This is a genomic window from Sphingobium boeckii (assembly GCF_014199215.1).
GTDB classification, from domain to species: Bacteria; Pseudomonadota; Alphaproteobacteria; order Sphingomonadales; family Sphingomonadaceae; genus Sphingobium_A; species Sphingobium_A boeckii.
In genome coordinates this window covers 69,364-88,601 of record NZ_JACIJC010000005.1, presented here as the reverse complement: position 1 = coordinate 88,601, position 19,238 = coordinate 69,364, and the positions used below count along the sequence as shown (strand labels likewise).

Annotated in this window: 21 protein-coding genes; 14 read left to right on the top strand and 7 right to left on the bottom strand. The window is 60.3% G+C overall.

Annotated features, from left to right (window positions below; genetic code table 11):
- The first annotated feature begins 17 nt into the window (after nt 1–17).
- A complete protein-coding gene (gene purB, locus FHS49_RS14935) occupies nt 18–1,337 on the top strand; it encodes an adenylosuccinate lyase (protein ID WP_184020054.1) in 1,320 nt (439 codons plus the stop codon).
- Nucleotides 1,338–1,591: 254 nt separating this feature from the next.
- Nucleotides 1,592–1,843, top strand: coding sequence for a hypothetical protein (locus FHS49_RS14930; RefSeq protein WP_184020052.1), 252 nt, complete (start codon nt 1,592–1,594; stop codon nt 1,841–1,843).
- 209 nt (nt 1,844–2,052) lie between these two features.
- Here FHS49_RS14930 and dnaJ read toward each other — a convergent pair whose 3' ends face one another.
- A complete protein-coding gene (gene dnaJ, locus FHS49_RS14925) occupies nt 2,053–3,180 on the bottom strand; it encodes a molecular chaperone DnaJ (RefSeq protein ID WP_184020050.1) in 1,128 nt (375 codons plus the stop codon).
- A 103-nt stretch (nt 3,181–3,283) separates the two neighbouring features.
- Nucleotides 3,284–5,185, bottom strand: coding sequence for a molecular chaperone DnaK (dnaK, locus tag FHS49_RS14920; protein ID WP_184020048.1), 1,902 nt, complete (start codon nt 5,183–5,185; stop codon nt 3,284–3,286).
- Between the two features lie 155 nt (nt 5,186–5,340).
- On the opposite strand from dnaK, the gene FHS49_RS14915 reads away from it, so the two are divergent.
- From FHS49_RS14915 to FHS49_RS14895, 5 genes are read left to right on the top strand one after another with little or no spacing between them, the layout of a single operon-like run.
- Nucleotides 5,341–5,796 (top strand): copper chaperone PCu(A)C, encoded by a 456-nt coding sequence (locus FHS49_RS14915; RefSeq protein WP_184020039.1) that lies wholly within the window; start codon nt 5,341–5,343, stop codon nt 5,794–5,796.
- The gene (locus tag FHS49_RS14910) at nt 5,793–6,251 is read left to right on the top strand and encodes a vgr related protein (protein WP_184020037.1); all 459 of its coding nucleotides are present in this window, start codon (nt 5,793–5,795) and stop codon (nt 6,249–6,251) included. The genes FHS49_RS14915 and FHS49_RS14910 overlap by 4 nt, the downstream gene beginning before the upstream one ends.
- 36 nt (nt 6,252–6,287) lie before the next feature.
- Nucleotides 6,288–6,734: a PH domain-containing protein gene (locus FHS49_RS14905; RefSeq protein WP_184020035.1), complete on the top strand. Its 447-nt coding sequence runs from the start codon at nt 6,288–6,290 to the stop codon at nt 6,732–6,734.
- Nucleotides 6,735–6,779: 45 nt separating this feature from the next.
- Nucleotides 6,780–8,009, top strand: a complete 1,230-nt coding sequence (locus tag FHS49_RS14900; RefSeq protein ID WP_184020033.1) for a glycosyltransferase — start codon at nt 6,780–6,782, stop codon at nt 8,007–8,009.
- Nucleotides 8,006–9,043 (top strand): glycosyltransferase 61 family protein, encoded by a 1,038-nt coding sequence (locus tag FHS49_RS14895; protein ID WP_184020031.1) that lies wholly within the window; start codon nt 8,006–8,008, stop codon nt 9,041–9,043. Before FHS49_RS14900 ends, FHS49_RS14895 begins: the two co-directional genes overlap by 4 nt.
- A 33-nt stretch (nt 9,044–9,076) precedes the next feature.
- Here FHS49_RS14895 and FHS49_RS14890 read toward each other — a convergent pair whose 3' ends face one another.
- The 4 genes from FHS49_RS14890 to FHS49_RS14875 form a co-directional block, all read right to left on the bottom strand.
- Nucleotides 9,077–10,447, bottom strand: coding sequence for an oligosaccharide flippase family protein (locus FHS49_RS14890; protein ID WP_184020029.1), 1,371 nt, complete (start codon nt 10,445–10,447; stop codon nt 9,077–9,079).
- A 79-nt stretch (nt 10,448–10,526) separates the two neighbouring features.
- Nucleotides 10,527–11,066, bottom strand: a complete 540-nt coding sequence (gene grpE, locus FHS49_RS14885; RefSeq protein WP_184020027.1) for a nucleotide exchange factor GrpE — start codon at nt 11,064–11,066, stop codon at nt 10,527–10,529.
- A complete protein-coding gene (gene hrcA / locus FHS49_RS14880; protein WP_184020025.1) occupies nt 11,063–12,106 on the bottom strand; it encodes a heat-inducible transcriptional repressor HrcA in 1,044 nt (347 codons plus the stop codon). The genes grpE and hrcA overlap by 4 nt, the downstream gene beginning before the upstream one ends.
- Before the next feature lie 42 nt (nt 12,107–12,148).
- On the bottom strand, nt 12,149–12,349 hold the full coding sequence (locus tag FHS49_RS14875; RefSeq protein ID WP_184020023.1) for a hypothetical protein: 201 nt from the start codon (nt 12,347–12,349) through the stop codon (nt 12,149–12,151).
- A 123-nt stretch (nt 12,350–12,472) separates the two neighbouring features.
- Between FHS49_RS14875 and rph the strand changes: the two genes are divergently transcribed.
- From rph to hemW, 3 genes are all read left to right on the top strand, one after another.
- Complete coding sequence (rph, locus tag FHS49_RS14870; RefSeq protein WP_184020022.1) at nt 12,473–13,189, top strand: ribonuclease PH; 717 nt, start codon at nt 12,473–12,475, stop codon at nt 13,187–13,189.
- A 24-nt stretch (nt 13,190–13,213) separates the two neighbouring features.
- Complete coding sequence (rdgB, locus tag FHS49_RS14865; RefSeq protein WP_184020021.1) at nt 13,214–13,840, top strand: RdgB/HAM1 family non-canonical purine NTP pyrophosphatase; 627 nt, start codon at nt 13,214–13,216, stop codon at nt 13,838–13,840.
- A gap of 113 nt (nt 13,841–13,953) precedes the next feature.
- On the top strand, nt 13,954–15,093 hold the full coding sequence (gene hemW / locus FHS49_RS14860) for a radical SAM family heme chaperone HemW (protein ID WP_184021124.1): 1,140 nt from the start codon (nt 13,954–13,956) through the stop codon (nt 15,091–15,093).
- Nucleotides 15,094–15,180: 87 nt separating this feature from the next.
- Here the strand turns inward: hemW and FHS49_RS14855 are convergent, their stop codons facing one another.
- Complete coding sequence (locus FHS49_RS14855; protein ID WP_184020020.1) at nt 15,181–16,380, bottom strand: penicillin-binding protein activator; 1,200 nt, start codon at nt 16,378–16,380, stop codon at nt 15,181–15,183.
- 12 nt (nt 16,381–16,392) lie between these two features.
- On the opposite strand from FHS49_RS14855, the gene rsmI reads away from it, so the two are divergent.
- The 4 genes from rsmI to FHS49_RS14835 are packed head-to-tail and all read left to right on the top strand — an operon-like array spanning nt 16,393 to nt 19,189.
- Nucleotides 16,393–17,232, top strand: coding sequence for a 16S rRNA (cytidine(1402)-2'-O)-methyltransferase (gene rsmI, locus FHS49_RS14850; RefSeq protein WP_184020019.1), 840 nt, complete (start codon nt 16,393–16,395; stop codon nt 17,230–17,232).
- Nucleotides 17,229–17,579, top strand: a complete 351-nt coding sequence (locus FHS49_RS14845; protein ID WP_184020017.1) for a YraN family protein — start codon at nt 17,229–17,231, stop codon at nt 17,577–17,579. The genes rsmI and FHS49_RS14845 overlap by 4 nt, the downstream gene beginning before the upstream one ends.
- Before the next feature lie 60 nt (nt 17,580–17,639).
- Complete coding sequence (gene gshB / locus FHS49_RS14840; protein WP_184020015.1) at nt 17,640–18,593, top strand: glutathione synthase; 954 nt, start codon at nt 17,640–17,642, stop codon at nt 18,591–18,593.
- Nucleotides 18,590–19,189: a VTT domain-containing protein gene (locus FHS49_RS14835; protein WP_184020013.1), complete on the top strand. Its 600-nt coding sequence runs from the start codon at nt 18,590–18,592 to the stop codon at nt 19,187–19,189. The genes gshB and FHS49_RS14835 overlap by 4 nt, the downstream gene beginning before the upstream one ends.
- The last annotated feature ends 49 nt before the right edge of the window (nt 19,190–19,238 follow it).

The window sequence follows — 19,238 nt, the reverse complement described above, 5'->3', positions numbered from 1 at the left end:
CATCTTGAAAGGTTCCCATGGTCCCCCGTTATTCCCGCCCCGCCATGACCGCGATCTGGGAGCCCGAGTCGAAATTCCGCATCTGGTTCGAGATCGAAGCCCACGCCACCGACAAATTGGCCGATCTCGGCGTGGTGCCCAAGGCAGCCGCCAAGGCCTTGTGGGATTGGTGGGCGACCAACCCGGTGATCGAAGTGGCCGCGATCGACGCGATCGAAGCGGTCACCAAGCATGACGTGATCGCCTTCCTCACCTGGGTTTCCGAAAATGTCGGCGATCAGGCGCGCTTCATGCACCAGGGCATGACCAGTTCGGACGTGCTGGACACCTGCCTCAATGTGCAACTCGCCCGCGCATCGGATCTTCTGATCGAGGATCTGGACAAATTGCTGGTGGTGATCGAGCGCCGCGCGATGGAGCATAAGCTGACCCCCACGATCGGGCGCAGCCATGGCATCCATGCCGAGCCGGTGACCTTCGGGCTCAAGCTGGCGCAAGCCTATGCCGAATTCGCGCGCAATCGCGAACGACTGATCGCCGCACGCGCCGACATCGCCACATGCGCCATTTCCGGCGCCGTCGGCACCTTCGCCAATATCGATCCGCAGGTGGAAGAGCATGTGGCGGAAAAGATGGGCCTGTCGGTCGAGCCCGTCTCCACCCAAGTGATCCCGCGCGATCGCCACGCCATGTATTTCGCGACACTGGGCGTCATCGCCTCGTCGATCGAACGCCTGGCCACCGAGGTCCGCCATCTGCAGCGCACCGAAGTGCTTGAGGCGGAGGAATATTTCTCGCCCGGCCAGAAGGGTTCGTCGGCGATGCCGCACAAGCGCAATCCGGTGCTGACCGAAAATCTCACCGGCCTTGCGCGCATGGTGCGCGGCTATGTCGTGCCCGCGCTGGAGAATGTAGCGCTGTGGCATGAGCGCGATATCTCGCACTCCTCGGTGGAGCGCTATATCGGCCCCGATGCCACGATCACGCTCGATTTCGCGCTCCAGCGCCTGACCGGCGTGATGGACAAGCTCGTCATCTATCCCGTGCGGATGGAGAAGAACCTCAACAAGATGGGTGGCCTGGTCCATTCGCAGCGCGTGCTGCTCGCCCTGACCCAGGCTGGCGTGAGCCGCGAAGATGCCTATCGCCTAGTCCAGCGCAACGCGATGAAGGTGTGGGAATCGGACGGCGAACTCTCGCTGCTCGAACTGCTCAAGGCCGATGGCGAAGTGACCGCCGCGCTCTCCAACGCGGAGATCGAGGCGAAATTCGATCTCGGCTATCACTTCAAGCATGTCGATACGATCTTCACGCGGGTGTTCGGCAAGACGGCGTAAGCTTTCCGATTCCTCCGTCATCCTCGCGAATGCGGGGATCCCGCTTCTTCTTTATGCTGCAGTTAAAGCGTGATGACATTACATGTCTCCGTCATTGCGAGGAGCGCAGCGACGCGGCAATCCAAGCATGGCAAAACCGCCCTGGATTGCTTCGCTACGCTCGCAATGACGGGTTGGATCGACCTAAAGTCATCGCGCTCTAAAATGGCAGCGGGATCCCCGCTTTCGCGGGGATGACAGGCTGGAGCTACGATTTGCTGCGCCGCAACGTGCCGTCGCCGCAATCATGCCATACGATTGCATTTATTGCATCTGCGATTGCACGTTTCAAAGTTGCGACGAAGCGAAATAATCTTATGTCGACCACATCGCAAGACATGAGCGATGGCGCGGGCGCAATCGTCCGCCTTGGAGTAATGAAAATGAAGACGTTTGAAGCTGTCACCAGCATCGTATTGCTGTTGGCTACCCAGGCCCTCGCGCTCAGCACCGTTCTGATCGTGTAAAGGATGGCACGCTGCGGCGTGCGATCGGGGTGATGCCTTCACCCCTACCGAAGCCCCGCCCGGCAATCGCCCGGCGGGGCTTTGTTGTTTCGGGGGGATGAGCGATAGCCACCCGCGCCGTTTGTCCCGAGCGTTGTCGAGGGACGTCAGTCCCCCTAACCACGTCCCTCGACTACGCTCGGGACAAACGGTTGAGGAGACAACGCGCCTCAGTCCGTCAGATCGTCCCACATATTCCTGATCTTCGAGAAAAAGCCCTGCGATTCCGGGCATTCGTCCCCGGTCTCGGTCTCGCGGAATTGCTGGAGCAATTCCTTCTGCTTGGTGCTGAGCCGTGTCGGCGTTTCCACCTCGATCTGGACGACCATGTCGCCATTGCCGCGGCCCTGGAGCACGGGCATACCGGCACCGCGCTGACGGATCTGCTTGCCCGACTGGATTCCTGCGGGAATGCGGATTTCATGCTCCACCTTGTCGAGACCCGGAACGGTGATGCTGCCGCCCAGCGCGGCGGTGGTGAAGCTGATCGGTGCGCGCGCGAACAATGTCGTCCCGTCGCGCTGGAACACCGAATGCCGCTTCACATGGATGAAGATATAGAGATCGCCGGCGGGCGCGCCCTGCGCCCCGGCTTCGCCTTCGCCGGTCAGGCGGATGCGCGTGCCTTCGTCGACTCCCTCGGGGATGTTGACCTCGAGCGTCTTTTCCTTGTCCACCCGGCCCTCGCCGCGGCATGACGGACATGGATCGGCGATCACCTGACCCGCGCCGTGGCAGGCGGGGCACGCCCGCTCGACCACGAAGAAGCCCTGCTGCGCACGAACCTTGCCATGCCCCTTGCAGGTGGTGCAGGCCTTGGCGCTGGTGCCGGGCTTGGCACCCGTCCCTTCGCAGGGTTCGCACGCGGCCGACACGTCGATCGTGATATCGGTGCGCTTGCCGTTATACGCCTCTTCCAGCGTGATCTCGAGATCATAGCGCAGGTCTGCGCCGCGGCGGCTGCTTTGCCGCTGCCCGCCGCCGCCAAAGCCCTGGCCGAAGATCGTTTCGAAGATATCGGTAAAGCCTTCAAAGCCCTGTCCGCCGCCGCCAGCGCCCGGCCCGCCATTCTGGAACGCCGCATGGCCGAACCGGTCATAAGCGGCGCGCTTCTGTGGATCCTTCAGGCAATCATAGGCTTCGCTGATCGCCTTGAATTTTGCCTCGGAATCATCGCAGCCCGGATTCTTGTCCGGGTGAAACCGCATCGCGAGCTTGCGATAGGAGGATTTGATTGTCCCGTCATCGGCGGTGCGCTCGATTTCGAGGAGTTCGTAATAATCGGTCTGCGTGCTCATGCCGCCCCCGCTAAACAACGTCCCTCGACTTCGCTCGGGACAAACGGACAGGGTTCAACCCCAAAGCCGTTTGGCTCGAGCGAAGTCGAGAACCGTGTCACGCTTATGCCTTGTTGTCGTCCACTTCGGAGAATTCGGCATCGACGACATCGTCATCGGCCTTCTTCTCTTCGCTGTCGGCGGAAGGAGATGCAGCCGAAGCCTGCTCCTTCTCATAGATCGCCTGGCCGAGCTTCATGGCAACCTGCGCAAGCGCCTGCGCCTTTTCGGTCATCGTCGCGGGCTCGCCGCCTTCGACCGCCGCCTTGGCTTCGTCGATCGCCGACTGGATTTCACCCTTCAGCGCTTCGTCGATCTTGTCGCCATGTTCTTCAAGCTGACGCTCGGTCGTGTGGATCAGGCTTTCGGCGTTGTTCTTCGCTTCGGCCGCCTCGCGACGCTTCTTGTCTTCCTCGGCAAACTGCTCGGCATCGCGGACCATCTGATCGATATCCGCATCGGAGAGACCGCCCGATGCCTGGATCTTGATCTGCTGCTCCTTGCCCGTGCCCTTGTCCTTGGCATGGACGTTGACGATGCCATTGGCATCGATATCGAACGTCACCTCGATCTGCGGCACACCGCGCGGTGCGGCGGGGATGCCGACGAGATCGAACTGGCCGAGGATCTTGTTATCCGCCGCCATTTCGCGCTCGCCCTGGAACACGCGGATCGTCACGGCCTGCTGATTGTCGTCAGCGGTCGAATAGGTCTGCGATTTCTTGGTCGGGATCGTGGTGTTGCGATCGATCATGCGCGTGAACACGCCGCCCAAAGTCTCGATGCCCAGCGACAGCGGGGTCACGTCGAGCAGGAGCACGTCCTTCACATCGCCCTGAAGCACGCCCGCCTGAATGGCGGCACCCATGGCGACCACTTCATCGGGATTCACGCCGGTGTGCGGCTCCTTGCCGAAGAAGCCCTTCACCACTTCGCGCACCTTGGGCATACGGGTCATCCCGCCGACCATCACCACTTCGGCGATCTCGTCAGCCTTCAGGCCCGCATCGGCCAGCGCCTTTTTGCACGGGTCGAGCGTGCGCTTGATCAGATCATCCACCAGACGCTCCAGATCGGCGCGCGTGATGTTCTTCACCAGATGCTTCGGCCCATTGGCGTCGGCGGTGATGAAGGGCAGATTGACCTCGGTCGATGCCGCGGAAGACAGCTCGATCTTCGCCTTTTCCGAGGCTTCTTTCAGACGCTGCAGTGCCAATTTGTCCTTGGTGAGATCGATGCCTTCGGCCTTTTTGAAATCTTCCGCGAGGAAGCTGACCAGCTTGGCGTCGAAATCTTCGCCGCCCAGGAAGGTATCGCCATTGGTGGCCTTCACTTCGAACACGCCGTCACCGATCTCGAGGATCGAGATGTCGAACGTGCCGCCGCCAAGGTCATACACCGCGATGATCTTGCCGTCCTGCTTCTCAAGCCCGTAAGCCAGCGCTGCTGCGGTCGGCTCATTGATGATGCGCAGCACTTCCAGCCCGGCGATCTTGCCGGCGTCCTTGGTCGCCTGACGCTGGGCATCGTTGAAATAGGCCGGCACGGTGACGACGGCCTGGGTCACGGTCTCGCCCAGATAGCTCTCGGCGGTTTCCTTCATCTTCTGCAGGATATAGGCGCTGATCTGCGAAGGCGAATAATCCTCGCCCGCCTTGACCCATGCGTCGCCATTCGGACCCTTCACGATCGTATAGGGCACCAATTCAGTGTCCTTCTTGGTGATCGGATCGTCAAAGCGGCGGCCGATCAGGCGCTTCACCGCAAAGATCGTGCTTTCCGGATTGGTCACAGCCTGGCGCTTGGCCGGCTGGCCGATCAGACGCTCGCCATCCTTGGCAAAAGCCACGATCGACGGCGTCGTGCGCGCGCCTTCCGCATTTTCGATCACCTTGGGCTTGCCGCCCTCCATGACAGCCACACAGCTATTGGTGGTGCCCAGATCGATCCCGATAACTTTACCCATAATCGTCCTCATTCGCCCCATATTGATCTTCAAACGGGTGCGCGGCTGTTTCCCCGCAACACCCATGTTACCGGGGCGATATAGGTGGGCTTTTTCTTGTCGCAAGCGTATCGCGCGCCTAGTTTGTTCGCCTTGCCGATTCAGGAGCCGAATTCATGCGTATCCGTCTGCTCGCTTTAGCCCCGATCGCCGCAGTAATGCTGGCTTCCTGCGCCAAGGAAGAGGAACTTTACGTCGACAAGAGTTGGGTGACGCTTCCGGCGGTCGGCGGCAATCCTGCGGCCGCTTATTTCACGATTCACGGCGGACCGGCCGATGACGCGCTCATTTCGGTAACCACCGACACAGCGATCCGCACTGAAATGCACGAGAGCATGAGCCATGGCGGCATGATGACGATGCAGCCCCTCAGCAATGTCCCCGTCCCCGCCAAATCCACGGTGGAATTCAAGCCTGGCGGCAAGCATGTGATGTTCTTCGAGCTGCGCTCCACCGCCAAGCCCGGCGGCGCGCTGCGCATGGTGCTCACCTTTCAACGCGGAGACCGGCTGATCGTGGACGCGCCCATCTATGCCGCAGGCCAGGGACCGAAGGATCAGGACAAGCCTTGAGCCGCGGACGCCCGCTCACCCCGGCGGAAACCGGGCTCGCGGCGTCGGTGTTCGGTAGCGCGATCGATTATGACCGCGTGCGCCTGCATGATAGCAAATGGTGGCCCTTCCAGCCCAGGCGCGTGACCATGGCACCGATGGGGCATATCCATTTCCATCCCAAGGGCGGGCTGTTTTGCGACGATTTCTGCCAGGCCGGCCTGTCCGACCAGGCGCTGTTCATTCATGAGATGACTCATGTGTGGCAATATCAAAAGGGCATCTTCCTGCCGCTCAAGCGCCACCCCTTCTGCCGCTATGATTACAGTCTCAAGCCCGGATGGGCGCTTGAACGCTATGGCATCGAGCAGCAGGCGGAAATCGTCAAGCACGCCTGGATGCTGCGGGAGGGCGCGTTGGTGCGCGGCGCGCCGCCGCTCGCGCAATATGAGAGCATACTGCCCTTTCGCACCTGATCTGTTATCAACCACTGGATTCGCGGGGAGAATTGCATGGCCAGCCAGATATTAGACAGCTTCCGTTCCTCCACCTGGGGCTGGCTGCGCGGCACAATCGCGGGCTGGGCGACGCTGTTGCTGTGCCTCGTGGGGATCGGCCTGATCATCGTGCTGGTCAAATGGATCCAGAATCTCGCCACCACCTATGACGTAACGCCGGACCGCCTGATCGTCCGCCGCGGCATCTTCGTCAAAAGCATCGACGAGGTGGAGCTTTACCGCGTGAAGGACATCCGACTCGATTTCACGCTGATCAATCAATGGGCCAACATCGGCACGATCACGCTCACCTCCAGCGACGAAACGACGCGCACGGCACCACTGTCGCTCCCGCATATCGACAACGCCAAGGCCCGCCGCGAAGAACTGCGCGTGCTGATCGACGCGGCGCGACAGAAGCGCAGGGTGCGTGAGGTGGATGTGGCGCATGAGGAATTTTGAGGGGTGTGAAGCGTATCTTCATCCATTCATTGCAAGAATCTGCGTATGAACAAGCCAATCGCAGCGGATGCCCCCATGCTTCTCATCATTCCCAGTGTGCCGGGCAACCGTACCACCTCGGGATATTATCTGGATGAAAAAGCGGTACTTGGCCTCGAACTATACGCGAGGTTTTGGCCGGGTCGTGTGCTGACCCTATTCCGCGAAGGCGATCGATCAGCCATCCTATTCGGCCGGGAGTATACCTTGGAAGATTTGCCTTTTGATGTTCAAATAGTAACAAATAATGGCGAAATCGACGAGATCAATTTGACTAATGCTGCGATAATAGCCGCGTCCGGAGACAATTTTCTCGATTTTCCTTTAGCCGACATTTGTAAAAAAATTGACGTTCCACTGGTGTATTTCATCGAATATATTCTCGAAACACGTCTACAGATTATTGCCCTCGATAAAGGCACAAAATTTTCCAAAATTAAATCCGCTGTCTGGACATGTTTGTCCGAAAGGGATCGGAGGCGCGCCTTCCGCAAAGCTTCAGGTCTTCAGGCCAACGGGACACCGGCCGGCAACGCATACGCCTCGCTGACACCGGATTTGATAACTTATTTCGACACCCGGATGCCGCGCGCCTTAATGGCGACCGATGTTGAGATCGAAAGAAAAATAGAAAGATTGAAAGCGGGCCAGCCGCTCCGTCTCGGATTTTCCGGAAGGTTGGATCCCATGAAGGGCTCTGACCATCTCATATATACTGCCGAGAAGTTACGCCTCGCAGGTTGCGATTTTTCGCTCGATATTTTTGGTTCCGGGTCCTTGGAACAATCCATGCAAGACCGGATAAAACAATCCCAACTCGCAAGCCATGTCCGGATCCACCCGCCTATCGATTTTAAAACAGCACTCGTGCCCTTCTTCCGGAACGACATTGATCTTTTCCTGTGCTGCCACCGACAGGCGGATCCATCCTGCACATATATGGAGGCAATGGGATGCGGAGTTCCTATTTCAGGTTATGGAAACAAAGCGTTCATGGGCCTGCTCAACCTCGCGCCAATAGGGCGGTCTGCTCGGATGGGATCCCCATATGCTCTGGCTCGCGCGGTGCTTGCCCTTGATGCAGATAGAGCTACATTAGGGAAAATGATGTGGGAAGCCCGAAATCTCTCTTCGCGAAACGACGTAGAAAGTACTTTTATCAACCGAGTCGAACATCTGGTTCGGCTGGCAAAAATGGATGTCGGCCGAAAAACAGAACATCGGCGGCAAATATGATATCAGCGCTACCGGCATGGTCCCGCATCCGTAACAAAATCGTGAAAGCCAACTCGCTCGCTGGATTAGCAGACGAAGTAGTGGAAATTTCGCCATCTTCCGAGAGCTATTCCGCTCCCATCATTCATCTGCCTGACGACCCTGATCGGTGGAAAGCATTCACGCCAGGAATGTCGATTGATCAATACCACAGCATAGCAGCTGGCGGTTCTAAAATTCACGCTGCGACCATTGGCAGATGTTATAAAAACGCACGCATCATTGATGGCACCGTATATTTGAACAACGCCTATGAGGCCATAACAGATGTGCCGAGACGTGGCATTTTAATCAGTAAATCAGCCGAGATTAGCAACGCAATGCTTGCAACAAATTATGTCTGTGAAAAGTATTTCGGGCATTGGCTTACTGACGGACAGGCCTTGGAATTACTTGCCGATGATCTCGTAAAAAAGCCAATGGGCCTTACGCGTGCGCCTTGGACAGATGAGCCTTTCTATAGAAGTATGACGAATACTAGCCTGGAGCTATTTGATAACGTAAAGATAGAAAATCTATGGATCGTCGACGATATGGGCGCCAATGTAGGTCGTGTTGAGCGGTCACTGCGTCTCAGAAAAAGGATAAGAGCCCAATATCCGGAACTCCCTCAAGGCGCGCCAGTATTTCTGAAGCGAGTTGGTGGAAAAGCGCGGCTTTTGGTGAATCAGGATGAACTGGCGGAAAAACTGGCAAGGCGGGGTTTTGCTATTGCTACCCCCCATGAGGAAAGACCGGAAATCTTTTTGCCACTACTCCTCAATGCGCCTTTCGTGATTTCTGTCGAAGGATCAGCGCTCTGCCACGCTATCATGACCCTGCCACACAATAGTACGGTCTTCGCTATTCAACCTCCTTCCCGAGTCGACTGGATATTAAAGGCGCATTGCGACATCGTAGGATTAAGGTACGCGCAAGCGACGGCGGATACCTCAGGAGAAGGGTTTTACTTGTCGGAAGATCGGCTATTACGCACCATTGATCTATTCATCTAAAAATTGATTATCATCACATAAAATATTAACTGGTCAAATACCACCAATCATCTCCATCCCTAACATGTTCACGGCATAACCCATCAGCGCACCGACAAGGACGAGACCTATCATGGCAGCCTCCTGGCGTATGCTTAACAAGCCGGCGCGATAGAGCGCCCACCAGCTGTAAAGTTGGGCGGAAAATTCGACACTGCCCACAGCAGCCACAAAGCCGAGGCTGCCGTAGTAATAATAGCCCAGCGCTCCGCCACCAACCAGCCAAATAATCCGGACGACATTGACCATCATGGTGATCCACATCCGGTTCAGCGCGATCAAAACCCAGTTTGCCGCCTGATTATTTAGCGAAAACACGCCAGAAAAAGCAAGTAATTGCATATAGATAGCAGCCTCACGATAGCGGGGATCGTAGAGCATCTCGATGATAAGCGGCGCTGATGTAATCAGCCCGCCCGCAGCCAGCAGGTATAGGAAATTGATCTTGGTCCGCGACGCATAGTATTGCCGTCTGATTTCGCCAGGCTCTTCCCGCATGATCCGCGAGAAATTGGGATATAAAATGCGCTCGCTATACGGGCCTGCAAATCCGTTGAGGATTTGAGCGAGTGTGGATGCGATGATATAAAAGCCCAGCGCTTCCAGCGTCAGAAATCGAGCCAGCAAAACCTTGTCAGCCTGCCCTAATATGAGGGTGAGCACACTCGAGCCGACGATATAGCGCGAGAAACGCCCTAGCTCAATCGCGCGAGATTTGCTGAACTTCCAGCGCCGGCCACTCTGGGGAAATACGATATAACTCAAGAAACCCCTTAAGACACCACCGATTAGAATAGCACCGATCACCGCCCAATAGTTTCGCAGATAATAGGCAAGTATGATGGTTACGATGGTCTGGAGGATGCCGCTGGTAAGATCATAGATGGTAATTTTAATAATTTTGCCTGACCGGACCGCTGTTGCGAAACCCAGAGACGTGAGACCTTCAGTGATGAAAATGCCGGCAGACGCGGCAATGGCCATTTGCAGTTCCGGCTTGTCCAGATAGCCGGCGATAGGGCCGGAGCCCGCGATCACGAGAATTGTCAGGATGATCGATCGGATCAGCCGCAGCGACCATATTTCATCGAGGAAATCGGAATCGACCGATTTGTCGCTCCTGATCAGAAAGGCGACAAACCCGAGATCGGACAGCAATCCAAACACGACGGCGACCGCCATGACAATGCCGACCACGCCATAGACTTCGGCATCGAGAAGGCGCGTCAGGATCAGGCTGCTGATCAACCGGATCAAATTCTGGATAATCACAGTGCTGGCGACCATGCCAGTGTTGCTGGTCGCCATGCCATACAACCTGCGCCAGCTCATGCGTTTCGCAGCCCCGATCATGGCGTTCATCATGCCGATGGCAATAAGGGGCGGAGCCCTAACATCTGATAAACCATGCTCACGCCCCCAGATCCCTGCCGCCGGACGAAAATCACCCTGCCTTGGCAACGCCCACCAGTGCCGGCCGCAGCAGGCGATCCTTGATCATGTAGCCGGCCTGCATTTCCTGCACGATCGTGCCGGGTTCGGCGTCGGCGCTGGGAAGTTCGATCATGGCCTGATGCTTGTTGGGATCGAGCGTTTCGCCGAGCGCGGTGATGCGCGTGATGCCGTTGCGTTCGAAGACGTTGATCAATTCCTTGCCCGTGGCCTCAAGCCCGATCACCAGTCCCTTGAACTTTTCATCGGTCCGCAGCTCGGCCGGGATCGCCTCCAGCGCGCGCTGGAGATTGTCGGCCACCGACAGCACATCGCGCGCAAAATTCGTCGCGGCATAGGCACGGGCATCCTGCGCATCCTTTTCCAGGCGCCGACGGACATTCTGCGTATCGGCCTGCGCATAGAGCACGGCCTGTTTCGCCTCGGCCAATTGCTCTTCGAGCAAAGCCAGACGGTCATGCTCCTTCACTTCGGGGGCCGCCTCTGCCGTCTCTTCACGCAGGGTTTCGTCCAGATTCTGTTCTTCGTTCATCCGATCAATCTCGATAAGGTTTGTGCGGTGAAATCCACCATGGGAACCACGCGGGCATAGTTCAAGCGGGTGGGACCGATCACGCCGACGACGCCGATCACCCTGCCATCCTGTCCACGATAGGGGGCCGCTATCACGGACGAGCCGGAAAGCGAAAAGAGTTTATTTTCAGAACCGATGAAAATGCGGGTGGACGCGCCGCTGCGCGCGCTATCCAGCAGGCGCGCGATCTCTTCCTTGCCCTCCAATTCGTCGAGCAATTGCCGCACCCGATCCAGATCGGCAGCCGTGTCCGCATCGATCAGATTCGCCTGACCGCGCACGATCAGCACCGGGCGCTGCGCGCCATCTTCGGACCATACCGCCAGCCCGCGCGTGATGAGTTCGTGCGCCGCCGCGTCCAGCGCCTGCCTGTCCCGACCGATGTCCCGCTCCATCCGCAAACGCGCCTCGGAGAGCGTGAGGCCGGACAGGGTGGCGCTCATGAAATTCGCTGCTTCGCTCAGCATGGAGGGCGTCATGCCCATGGGCAGTTCGACCACGCGGTTTTCCACCGAGCCATCGCTGCCCACCAGCACGGCCAACGCCTGCTGACGCGAAAGCTGGACGAAACCGAATTGCTTCAAAATGGGTTCGCGCTTGGGCACCAGAACAAGCCCCGCGCAAGCGGACAGGCCGGACAATGCGGCCGTCGCGCCCGCCAGCGCCTCCTCGATCGGCCCGGCGCCCTGCACCTGCGATTCGATCGCGGCGCGTTCCTGTGCCGAGGGCTCGGCCGCCTGCATCATGCCATCCACAAACAGCCGCAAACCGCTCTCGGTCGGCATCCGGCCGGCCGACGTATGCGGCGCGGCGAGCAGGCCGAACTCCTCCAGATCCTGCATGACGTTGCGGATCGAGGCGGGAGACAGGTTGAGCGCCGACAATTTGGAGATGGTGCGCGATCCGACCGGCTGCCCGCTTTCGATATAGCTTTCCACCACCACGCGAAAAATGTCGCGGGCGCGGTCGGTCAATTCGGATACGGGGGCTGATGTCATCCGCCCCTATCTAGGGCCGATTCCCCAAATGCCCAACCCTGCTTAGCGAATCCGCCGCGCGATCAGGATCATCGCCAGCCCGATCACCGCCAGAATCGCGCCCCGCACGGTCCATTCGGACAGGTCGATCATGAAGCTGCTGGCCGGCCAGCGGACCCATCCCGTTCCCTGCCCGATCCACAGCAATCCCATCAGCGCGGCCAACACCCCAATAATGATGAGCAGAGTCTTGAGAATTTTCATCGGTGGCATCCTCTTGTTTTCAAGACCGAACGCTACACGCTTCCGCCATCCGATCCAGCTTTCGCTAGCATGACGCACAAGGAATGCTAAAGCGCCCGCCACATCATCCCGAAGGAGAGTTTCATGCGCCCATCCGGCCGCACCCCCGATCAGATGCGCACGATCAGCATCGAACCGCGTTTCACCAAACATGCCGAAGGGTCGTGCCTGATCGGTTTCGGTGATACCAAGGTGCTCGTCACCGCATCGATCGAAGAGCGGGTTCCGCCCTTCTTGCGCGGCAAGGGTGAAGGCTGGGTCACGGCCGAATATGGCATGTTGCCGCGCGCGACCAACACGCGCAACAGCCGCGAAGCCGCCAAGGGCAAGCAATCGGGGCGCACGCAGGAAATCCAGCGCCTGATCGGCCGTTCGCTCCGTGCCGTGGTCGATATGAAGGCACTTGGTGAGCGCCAGATCACGATTGATTGCGACGTGATCCAGGCCGATGGCGGCACGCGCACCGCGTCGATCTCTGGTGCGTGGGTGGCTCTGCGCCTGGCCGTGGACGCGCTGATGGACAAGAAGCTGCTGACGGTTGATCCCATCAAGCAGAAGGTCGCCGCCATTTCCTGCGGTATCTATCAGGGGACACCCGTGCTCGATCTTGATTATATCGAAGACAGCAATGCCGGGGCCGATGCCAATTTCGTGCTGACCGAAGACGGAAATATCGCCGAAGCCCAAGCGACGGCCGAGGGCGAGACCTATGACGAGGAAGCGCTGCTGCGTCTGCTTCGCCTCGCCCGCATGGGTTGCAAGGACATCTTCGCCGCGCAGGCGGCGGCAACTGCTAAATGAGCAGCGCAAAATGAGGAGTGCGAAATGAGTGGTGAACCCGGCCCGCAGGCGATCCGCAAGCTCGCTCCCGGCAAGCTCGTGATCGCCAGCCATAACAAGGGCAAGCTGCGCGAGATCGCCGCGCTGCTGGCCCCTTATGGCGTGGAGCCGGTCTCCGCGGGCGAACTGGACATTCCAGAGCCCGAGGAAACGGGCACGACCTTTATCGCCAATGCCGAATTGAAGGCGCGCTTTTCCGCCGATCTTTCGGGCCTTCCCGCGCTGGCCGACGATAGCGGCCTGTGCGTGGAGGCACTGGGCGGCGATCCGGGGATCTTCTCCGCGCGCTGGGCGGGACCCGACAAGGATTTCGGCGAAGCGATGCGGCTGGTTGAACAGAAGATCGAAGCCGTGGGCGAGGATGTGGGCCGTGACGCCCATTTCATCTGCGCGCTGTCGCTCGCCTGGCCCGATGGGCATATCGAGAGCTTCGAGGGCCGGGTGGATGGCGTGATGGTCTGGCCGCCGCGTGGCGAGCATGGCTTTGGCTATGATCCGGTGTTCCAGCCTTATGGTCATCAAGTGACGTTCGGCGAGATGGATCCGGCGAAGAAACATGCCATGAGCCACCGGGCGGATGCCTTCGCCAAGCTCGTCGCGGCAGTTTTCTGAAAGCATTGGGCACCTCCCCACCACCGTTCGGGCTGAGCCTGTCGAAGCCTTCCCTTCTTCCGGATTTGCCAAAGGAAGAGGCTTCGACAGGCTCAGCCCGAGCGGGTGGGCATATTGCGCCGCTTGCCCTCTACATCCACTGGCCCTTTTGCGTCTCCAAATGCCCCTATTGCGATTTCAACAGCCATGTCCGCGAGCAGGTGGATCAGCACGCCTGGAAATCCGCGCTTCTCACCGATCTGGCGCATGAAGCCGCGCTGATCCCTGGGCGTCCGCTCAGCTCCATCTTCTTTGGCGGCGGCACGCCATCGCTGATGCCGCCCGCTACTGTGGCCGCGCTCATCGAGGCGGCCGACCGGCATTGGGGCTTCACCCCGGACGTAGAGATCACGCTGGAGGCAAACCCCTCCTCCGTTGAAGCCGCGCGCTTCGCTGATCTGGCGCTGGCCGGGATCAACCGCGTTTCGCTCGGTCTTCAGGCGCTTGATGATGAGGCTTTGCACTTCCTCGGCCGCGCGCACGATGTGAAGGAAGGGCTGGCCGCGCTCGATACCGCACAAGCCAATTTCGGACGGACCACCTTCGATCTGATCTATGCCCGTCCCGGACAATCGCTCGCGAATTGGGAGGCCGAACTCGCGCGCGCGCTGGCTTTCGGCACCGGCCATCTCTCGCTTTATCAGCTTACGATCGAACCCGGCACGCGCTTTGCAACGCTGACGGCGCAGGGTAAGTTGCCGCCGGTCGATCCCGATCACGGCGCGGATCTGTTCGAACAGACCCGCGCCCAGACCGCCGCGGCAGGTTTGCCCGCTTATGAGATTTCCAACCACGCCCGCCCCGGCCAGGAGAGTCGCCACAACCTCACCTATTGGCGCTACGGTGATTATGCCGGCGTCGGTCCGGGTGCACACGGGCGGCGCGGCGGCATGGCGACGATCCGGCACAAGAAGCCCGAAAACTGGCTGAATGCCGTGGCGCGCAACGGCCATGGCAATCAGAGCGAGGGTGCGCTGGCACCCGCGGAGCGCGCATCCGAGGCGCTGCTGATGGGGCTTCGGCTGCGGGAAGGCGTGGATCTCGCGCGGATCGCCGGGGTCACCGGGATTGCGGAAGACACGCTGGTGGATGGCACGGCGGTGGCGCGGCTGGAAGGCCATGGGCTCATGAGGCGCGCAGGGTCGGCGCTGATGGTGACCGATCAGGGTATGCCGGTGCTGGACCGGATATTGGCCGAGATCGTGGCGGTTTAATCGGTTTCCGCTTGTCCCGAGCGAAGTCGAGGGCCTGTCACGTGACAGGCCCTCGACTTCGCTCGAAACAAGCGGGTTTAATTTGCCTTACTGCCCGAACTTGCCCGGCGCGGGCGAAAGGATCGTCAGCTTGCCAGCATCGACCTGTTGCACTTCCAGCATCCGTTCCGCCACGCCATCCTTGCCGAAGCGAAAAGCCCCGTCGACGCCGCCAAAGCCGCCGCTGTCTGACAATTGTCGGGCCGGGAATGCGCTGCCGACTTTCCAGTCCCGCGCAACACGCACCACCAGCAACACCGCATCATAGCCAAGGCTCGCGAGCCGATAGGGCGCGCGGGCGTAACGCGCCCGATATTTGGTGGCAAATTGGGTATAAAGTGTGTCGGAAACGCTGGCGAACCATGCACCGCGCAGCGCCGGCGCGGTCAGCAGCCGTGGCTCGGTGTTCCACAATTCGGTGCCGAGGATACGCGCCGCCGCGCCGCCCTTCTGGCGGACCAGCGGTGCGGCCTGGATGGCGACGCCGCCGCTGTCGGCGATCATCAGCGCATCATAGGAGCCGGATTGCTGGAGCTTGGTGACCGCCGCATTGATCGATTTTTGCGAGCGATCATAATTCTGCATCGAAACCACGCGGCCGCCCGAGGATTCCACCGCGCGCAGAAAAGCGGTGGACGTCCGCTGGCCATAAACCCCGCTCGGGATCAGCGCGGCAAAGCTATCGACACCCTTTGAGCGGGCATAATCGACCACACGCTCGATCGACTGCACCGGCGTAAAGCCCAATACATAGGTGCCATTGCCCGCCACGCTCACATCGTTGGAAAAGCTGAGCAATGGCACGCCAGCCTTGCGCGCGATGGGCGCGATGGCCGTCGCATCCGCCGCGAGCAGCGGGCCGAGGATCAGCTTGTTGCCATCCGCAATCGCCTTTTGCGCCGCCGCCGCCGCGCCGAGCGCGGTATCATAAGTGGTCACCCGGATCGCCTTGCCGCCGGTGTCCAGCACCGCAAGGTTGGCGGCGTTGGCGATCGACTGACCGACACCCGCGTCCGCGCCGGTCATCGGCACGAGCAGGGCGATGCGATGGCGCTGCTGATCCTCGGGCAGTTCGCCGATCGGCGTCACCACATCCCTGGGCGGCGGCGCGGTGGTGATCGGCCCCTTGCCCTTGGGCACCATCTGGCAGGCGGATGCCAGCATCAGCGCCGACAATGCCGCCACAGTCCAGATTGATTGCCGCGATTTTTCGCGCGCCGGTTGCAGCTTGAGCACCGCCTCTGCCATGACACTCCCCTTATGAACGCAAAACTAGAACCCGGCCTTTACATCGTCGCGACGCCCATCGGCAATCTTTCCGATCTTTCGCCGCGCGCGTCTGCGACGCTTGCTGCCGCAGACGTGATAGCCTGCGAGGATAGCCGGGTAACCGCCAAGCTTTTCAATCACATGGGCGTGAAGAAAAGCATGGCCCCCTATCATGATCACAATGCCGATCGGGTGCGCCCGGCTCTGATTGCGCGGATGGCGAGCGAATCGGTGGCGCTGGTGAGCGATGCGGGCACGCCGCTGATTTCCGATCCGGGCTTCAAGCTGGTGCGCGATGCACGCGCGGCGGGCGTAACCGTGACGACGATCCCCGGCCCCTGCGCCGCCATCGCCGCGTTGACGCTGGCGGGCCTGCCGAGCGACCGCTTCCTGTTCATGGGTTTCCTGCCTTCGAAACAGAAAGCGCGGGCCGATGCTATTGCCGAGATCGCGGCGGTGCGCGCGACACTGGTATTCTACGAATCGGGTCCGCGCCTGTCTTCCGCGCTCGCCGCGCTGGCCGAAGGATTGGGAGACCGCGAGGCCGGCGTAGCGCGGGAGATCACCAAACGGTTCGAGGAATGCGTGACGGACAGCCTCTCCGCGCTCGCCGCGCGCTATGCCGATGCCCCGCCCAAAGGCGAGATCGTGATCGTTGTCGCCCCGCCGGGCGAAGCCGCGCCCGCCAGCGAAGCCGATGGCGATACCGCGCTGGCGGAAGCGATGACGCGCCTCTCCCCCGCCCGCGCCGCCGGCGAAGTCTCCAAGGCGCTCGGGCTGGACCGCCGCACGCTTTATGCCCGGGCGATGGAGTTGAAAGACGGCGGGTGAAACGCCGGCGCGCCGAAATCCGCGGGCGGCGCGGCGAAATCATCGCGGCCTGGTGGCTCCGCCTGCATGGATGGCGCATCCTCGCCACCCGCGCCAAGACCCGTTTTGGCGAGGTCGATCTGATTGCGCGGCGTGGCAACATGATCGCCTTCATCGAAGTGAAGACCCGCGCCACGCTGGCCGAACTCGATATCGCGATCGACCGCCGTCGCCTGACGCGCGTGGCCGCCGCGGCAAATTTGCTCGCCGCCCGCTATGCGCCGGATGGCGTGGACATCCGCATCGATGTGATGCTGATCCACCCCTGGGCCTGGCCGCGCCATCTGACCAATGTCTGGCATGGGTGATCAGGCGGTGACAGCGCCCCTGCCCTCGCCTAAAGGCGCATCATCACAGCGGAGAATGTCATGAGCCTCAGGATCGCGGTCCAGATGGACCCCATTGCCAGCATCAATATCGCGGGCGATTCCACCTTCGCGCTGATGCTCTCCGCCCAGGCGCGCGGGCACAGCCTGTTTCATTATGCCGCGCATGATCTCAGCTATGCCGATGGCCACGTATGGACGATGGCCGATCCCGTTACCGTGCAGCGTCTGGCCGGCAATCATTACAGCTTCGGCCCGCGCACCCGGATCGATCTGGGCAGCGATATAGACGTTGTCCTGATGCGGCAGGATCCCCCCTTCGATCTCGGCTATATCACCGCGACGCATCTGCTGGAGCGGATCGCTGACCAGACGCTGGTGGTCAATGATCCGGCTTCCGTGCGCAATGCGCCGGAAAAGGTGTTCGTGCTGGATTATCCGCAATTCATGCCGCCCACATTGGTCACCCGCTCGATCGACGACGCCCGCGCCTTTCTCGCCCAGCACGGCGAGATCGTCGTCAAGCCGCTGCATGGCAATGGCGGCAAGGCGATCTTCAAGGTGGGCCGCGACGGCGCGAATCTCTCGTCGCTGATCGAGGTGTTCAACACCGCCTATCGCGAGCCGCACATGATCCAGGCCTTCATCCCCTCGGTCACCAAGGGCGACAAGCGCATCGTGCTGGTGGATGGCGAGATTGCGGGGGCCGTGAACCGCATCCCCGGCGAAGGCGAAATTCGCTCCAACCTGGCGGTGGGCGGAGTCGCGGCGAAGACCGCATTGACCGCGCGTGAGCATGAGATCTGCGCCGTGCTCGGGCCTGCGCTCAAGAAGCGCGGCCTGCTTTTCGTCGGGATCGATGTGATCGGCGGCGAATGGCTGACCGAGATCAACGTCACCTCCCCCACCGGAATCGTCGCGATCGACGCCTTTAACGGCACCGACACCAGCGCGATGATCTGGGACGCGATCGAAAAGCGCGTGGCCGCGCGGTGAGCGACTGGATCGTCAATCTCATCGAACAGAGCGGCTATCTTGGCGTCGCCTTTCTCATGTTCCTCGAAACCGTCTTCCCGCCGATCCCGTCCGAAGTGATCATGTCGGTGGCAGGATTGCAGGCGGCGAAGGGCAATCTCTCGCTGCCGATCGTGATCGCCGCGGGCACGGCGGGCGCGATGCTCGGCAATTATTTCTGGTATCTCGCCGCGCGCGTGATCGGGATCGACCGGTTCAAGCCGCTGATCGACCGCTGGGGCCGATGGCTCACGATCGACTGGTATGAGGTGGAGCGCGCCGAAAAACTGTTCGGCAAATATGGCTCCGCTTTCGTTTTCTTCGGCCGGATGCTGCCGACGATGCGCTCGCTCATCTCGATCCCCGCCGGGCTGCTGCGGATGCGGCTCTGGACGTTCGTATTGTGGTCGACGATCGGCACCGCCGGATGGACCGCGGTTCTCGCCACCGCCGGCTGGGTGCTGGGCCGCAATTTTCACAGGGTGGACGATTATGTCGGCCCGGTCTCTATGGCGGTCATCATCGTGATCATCGCGGCCTATGTGTGGCGCGTGATCTTCTGGCGTCCGCGCAAATAATCGAACGTCAGTGATCGCCCGCATTCGCAAAGGGCGAGTCCCGCCATTT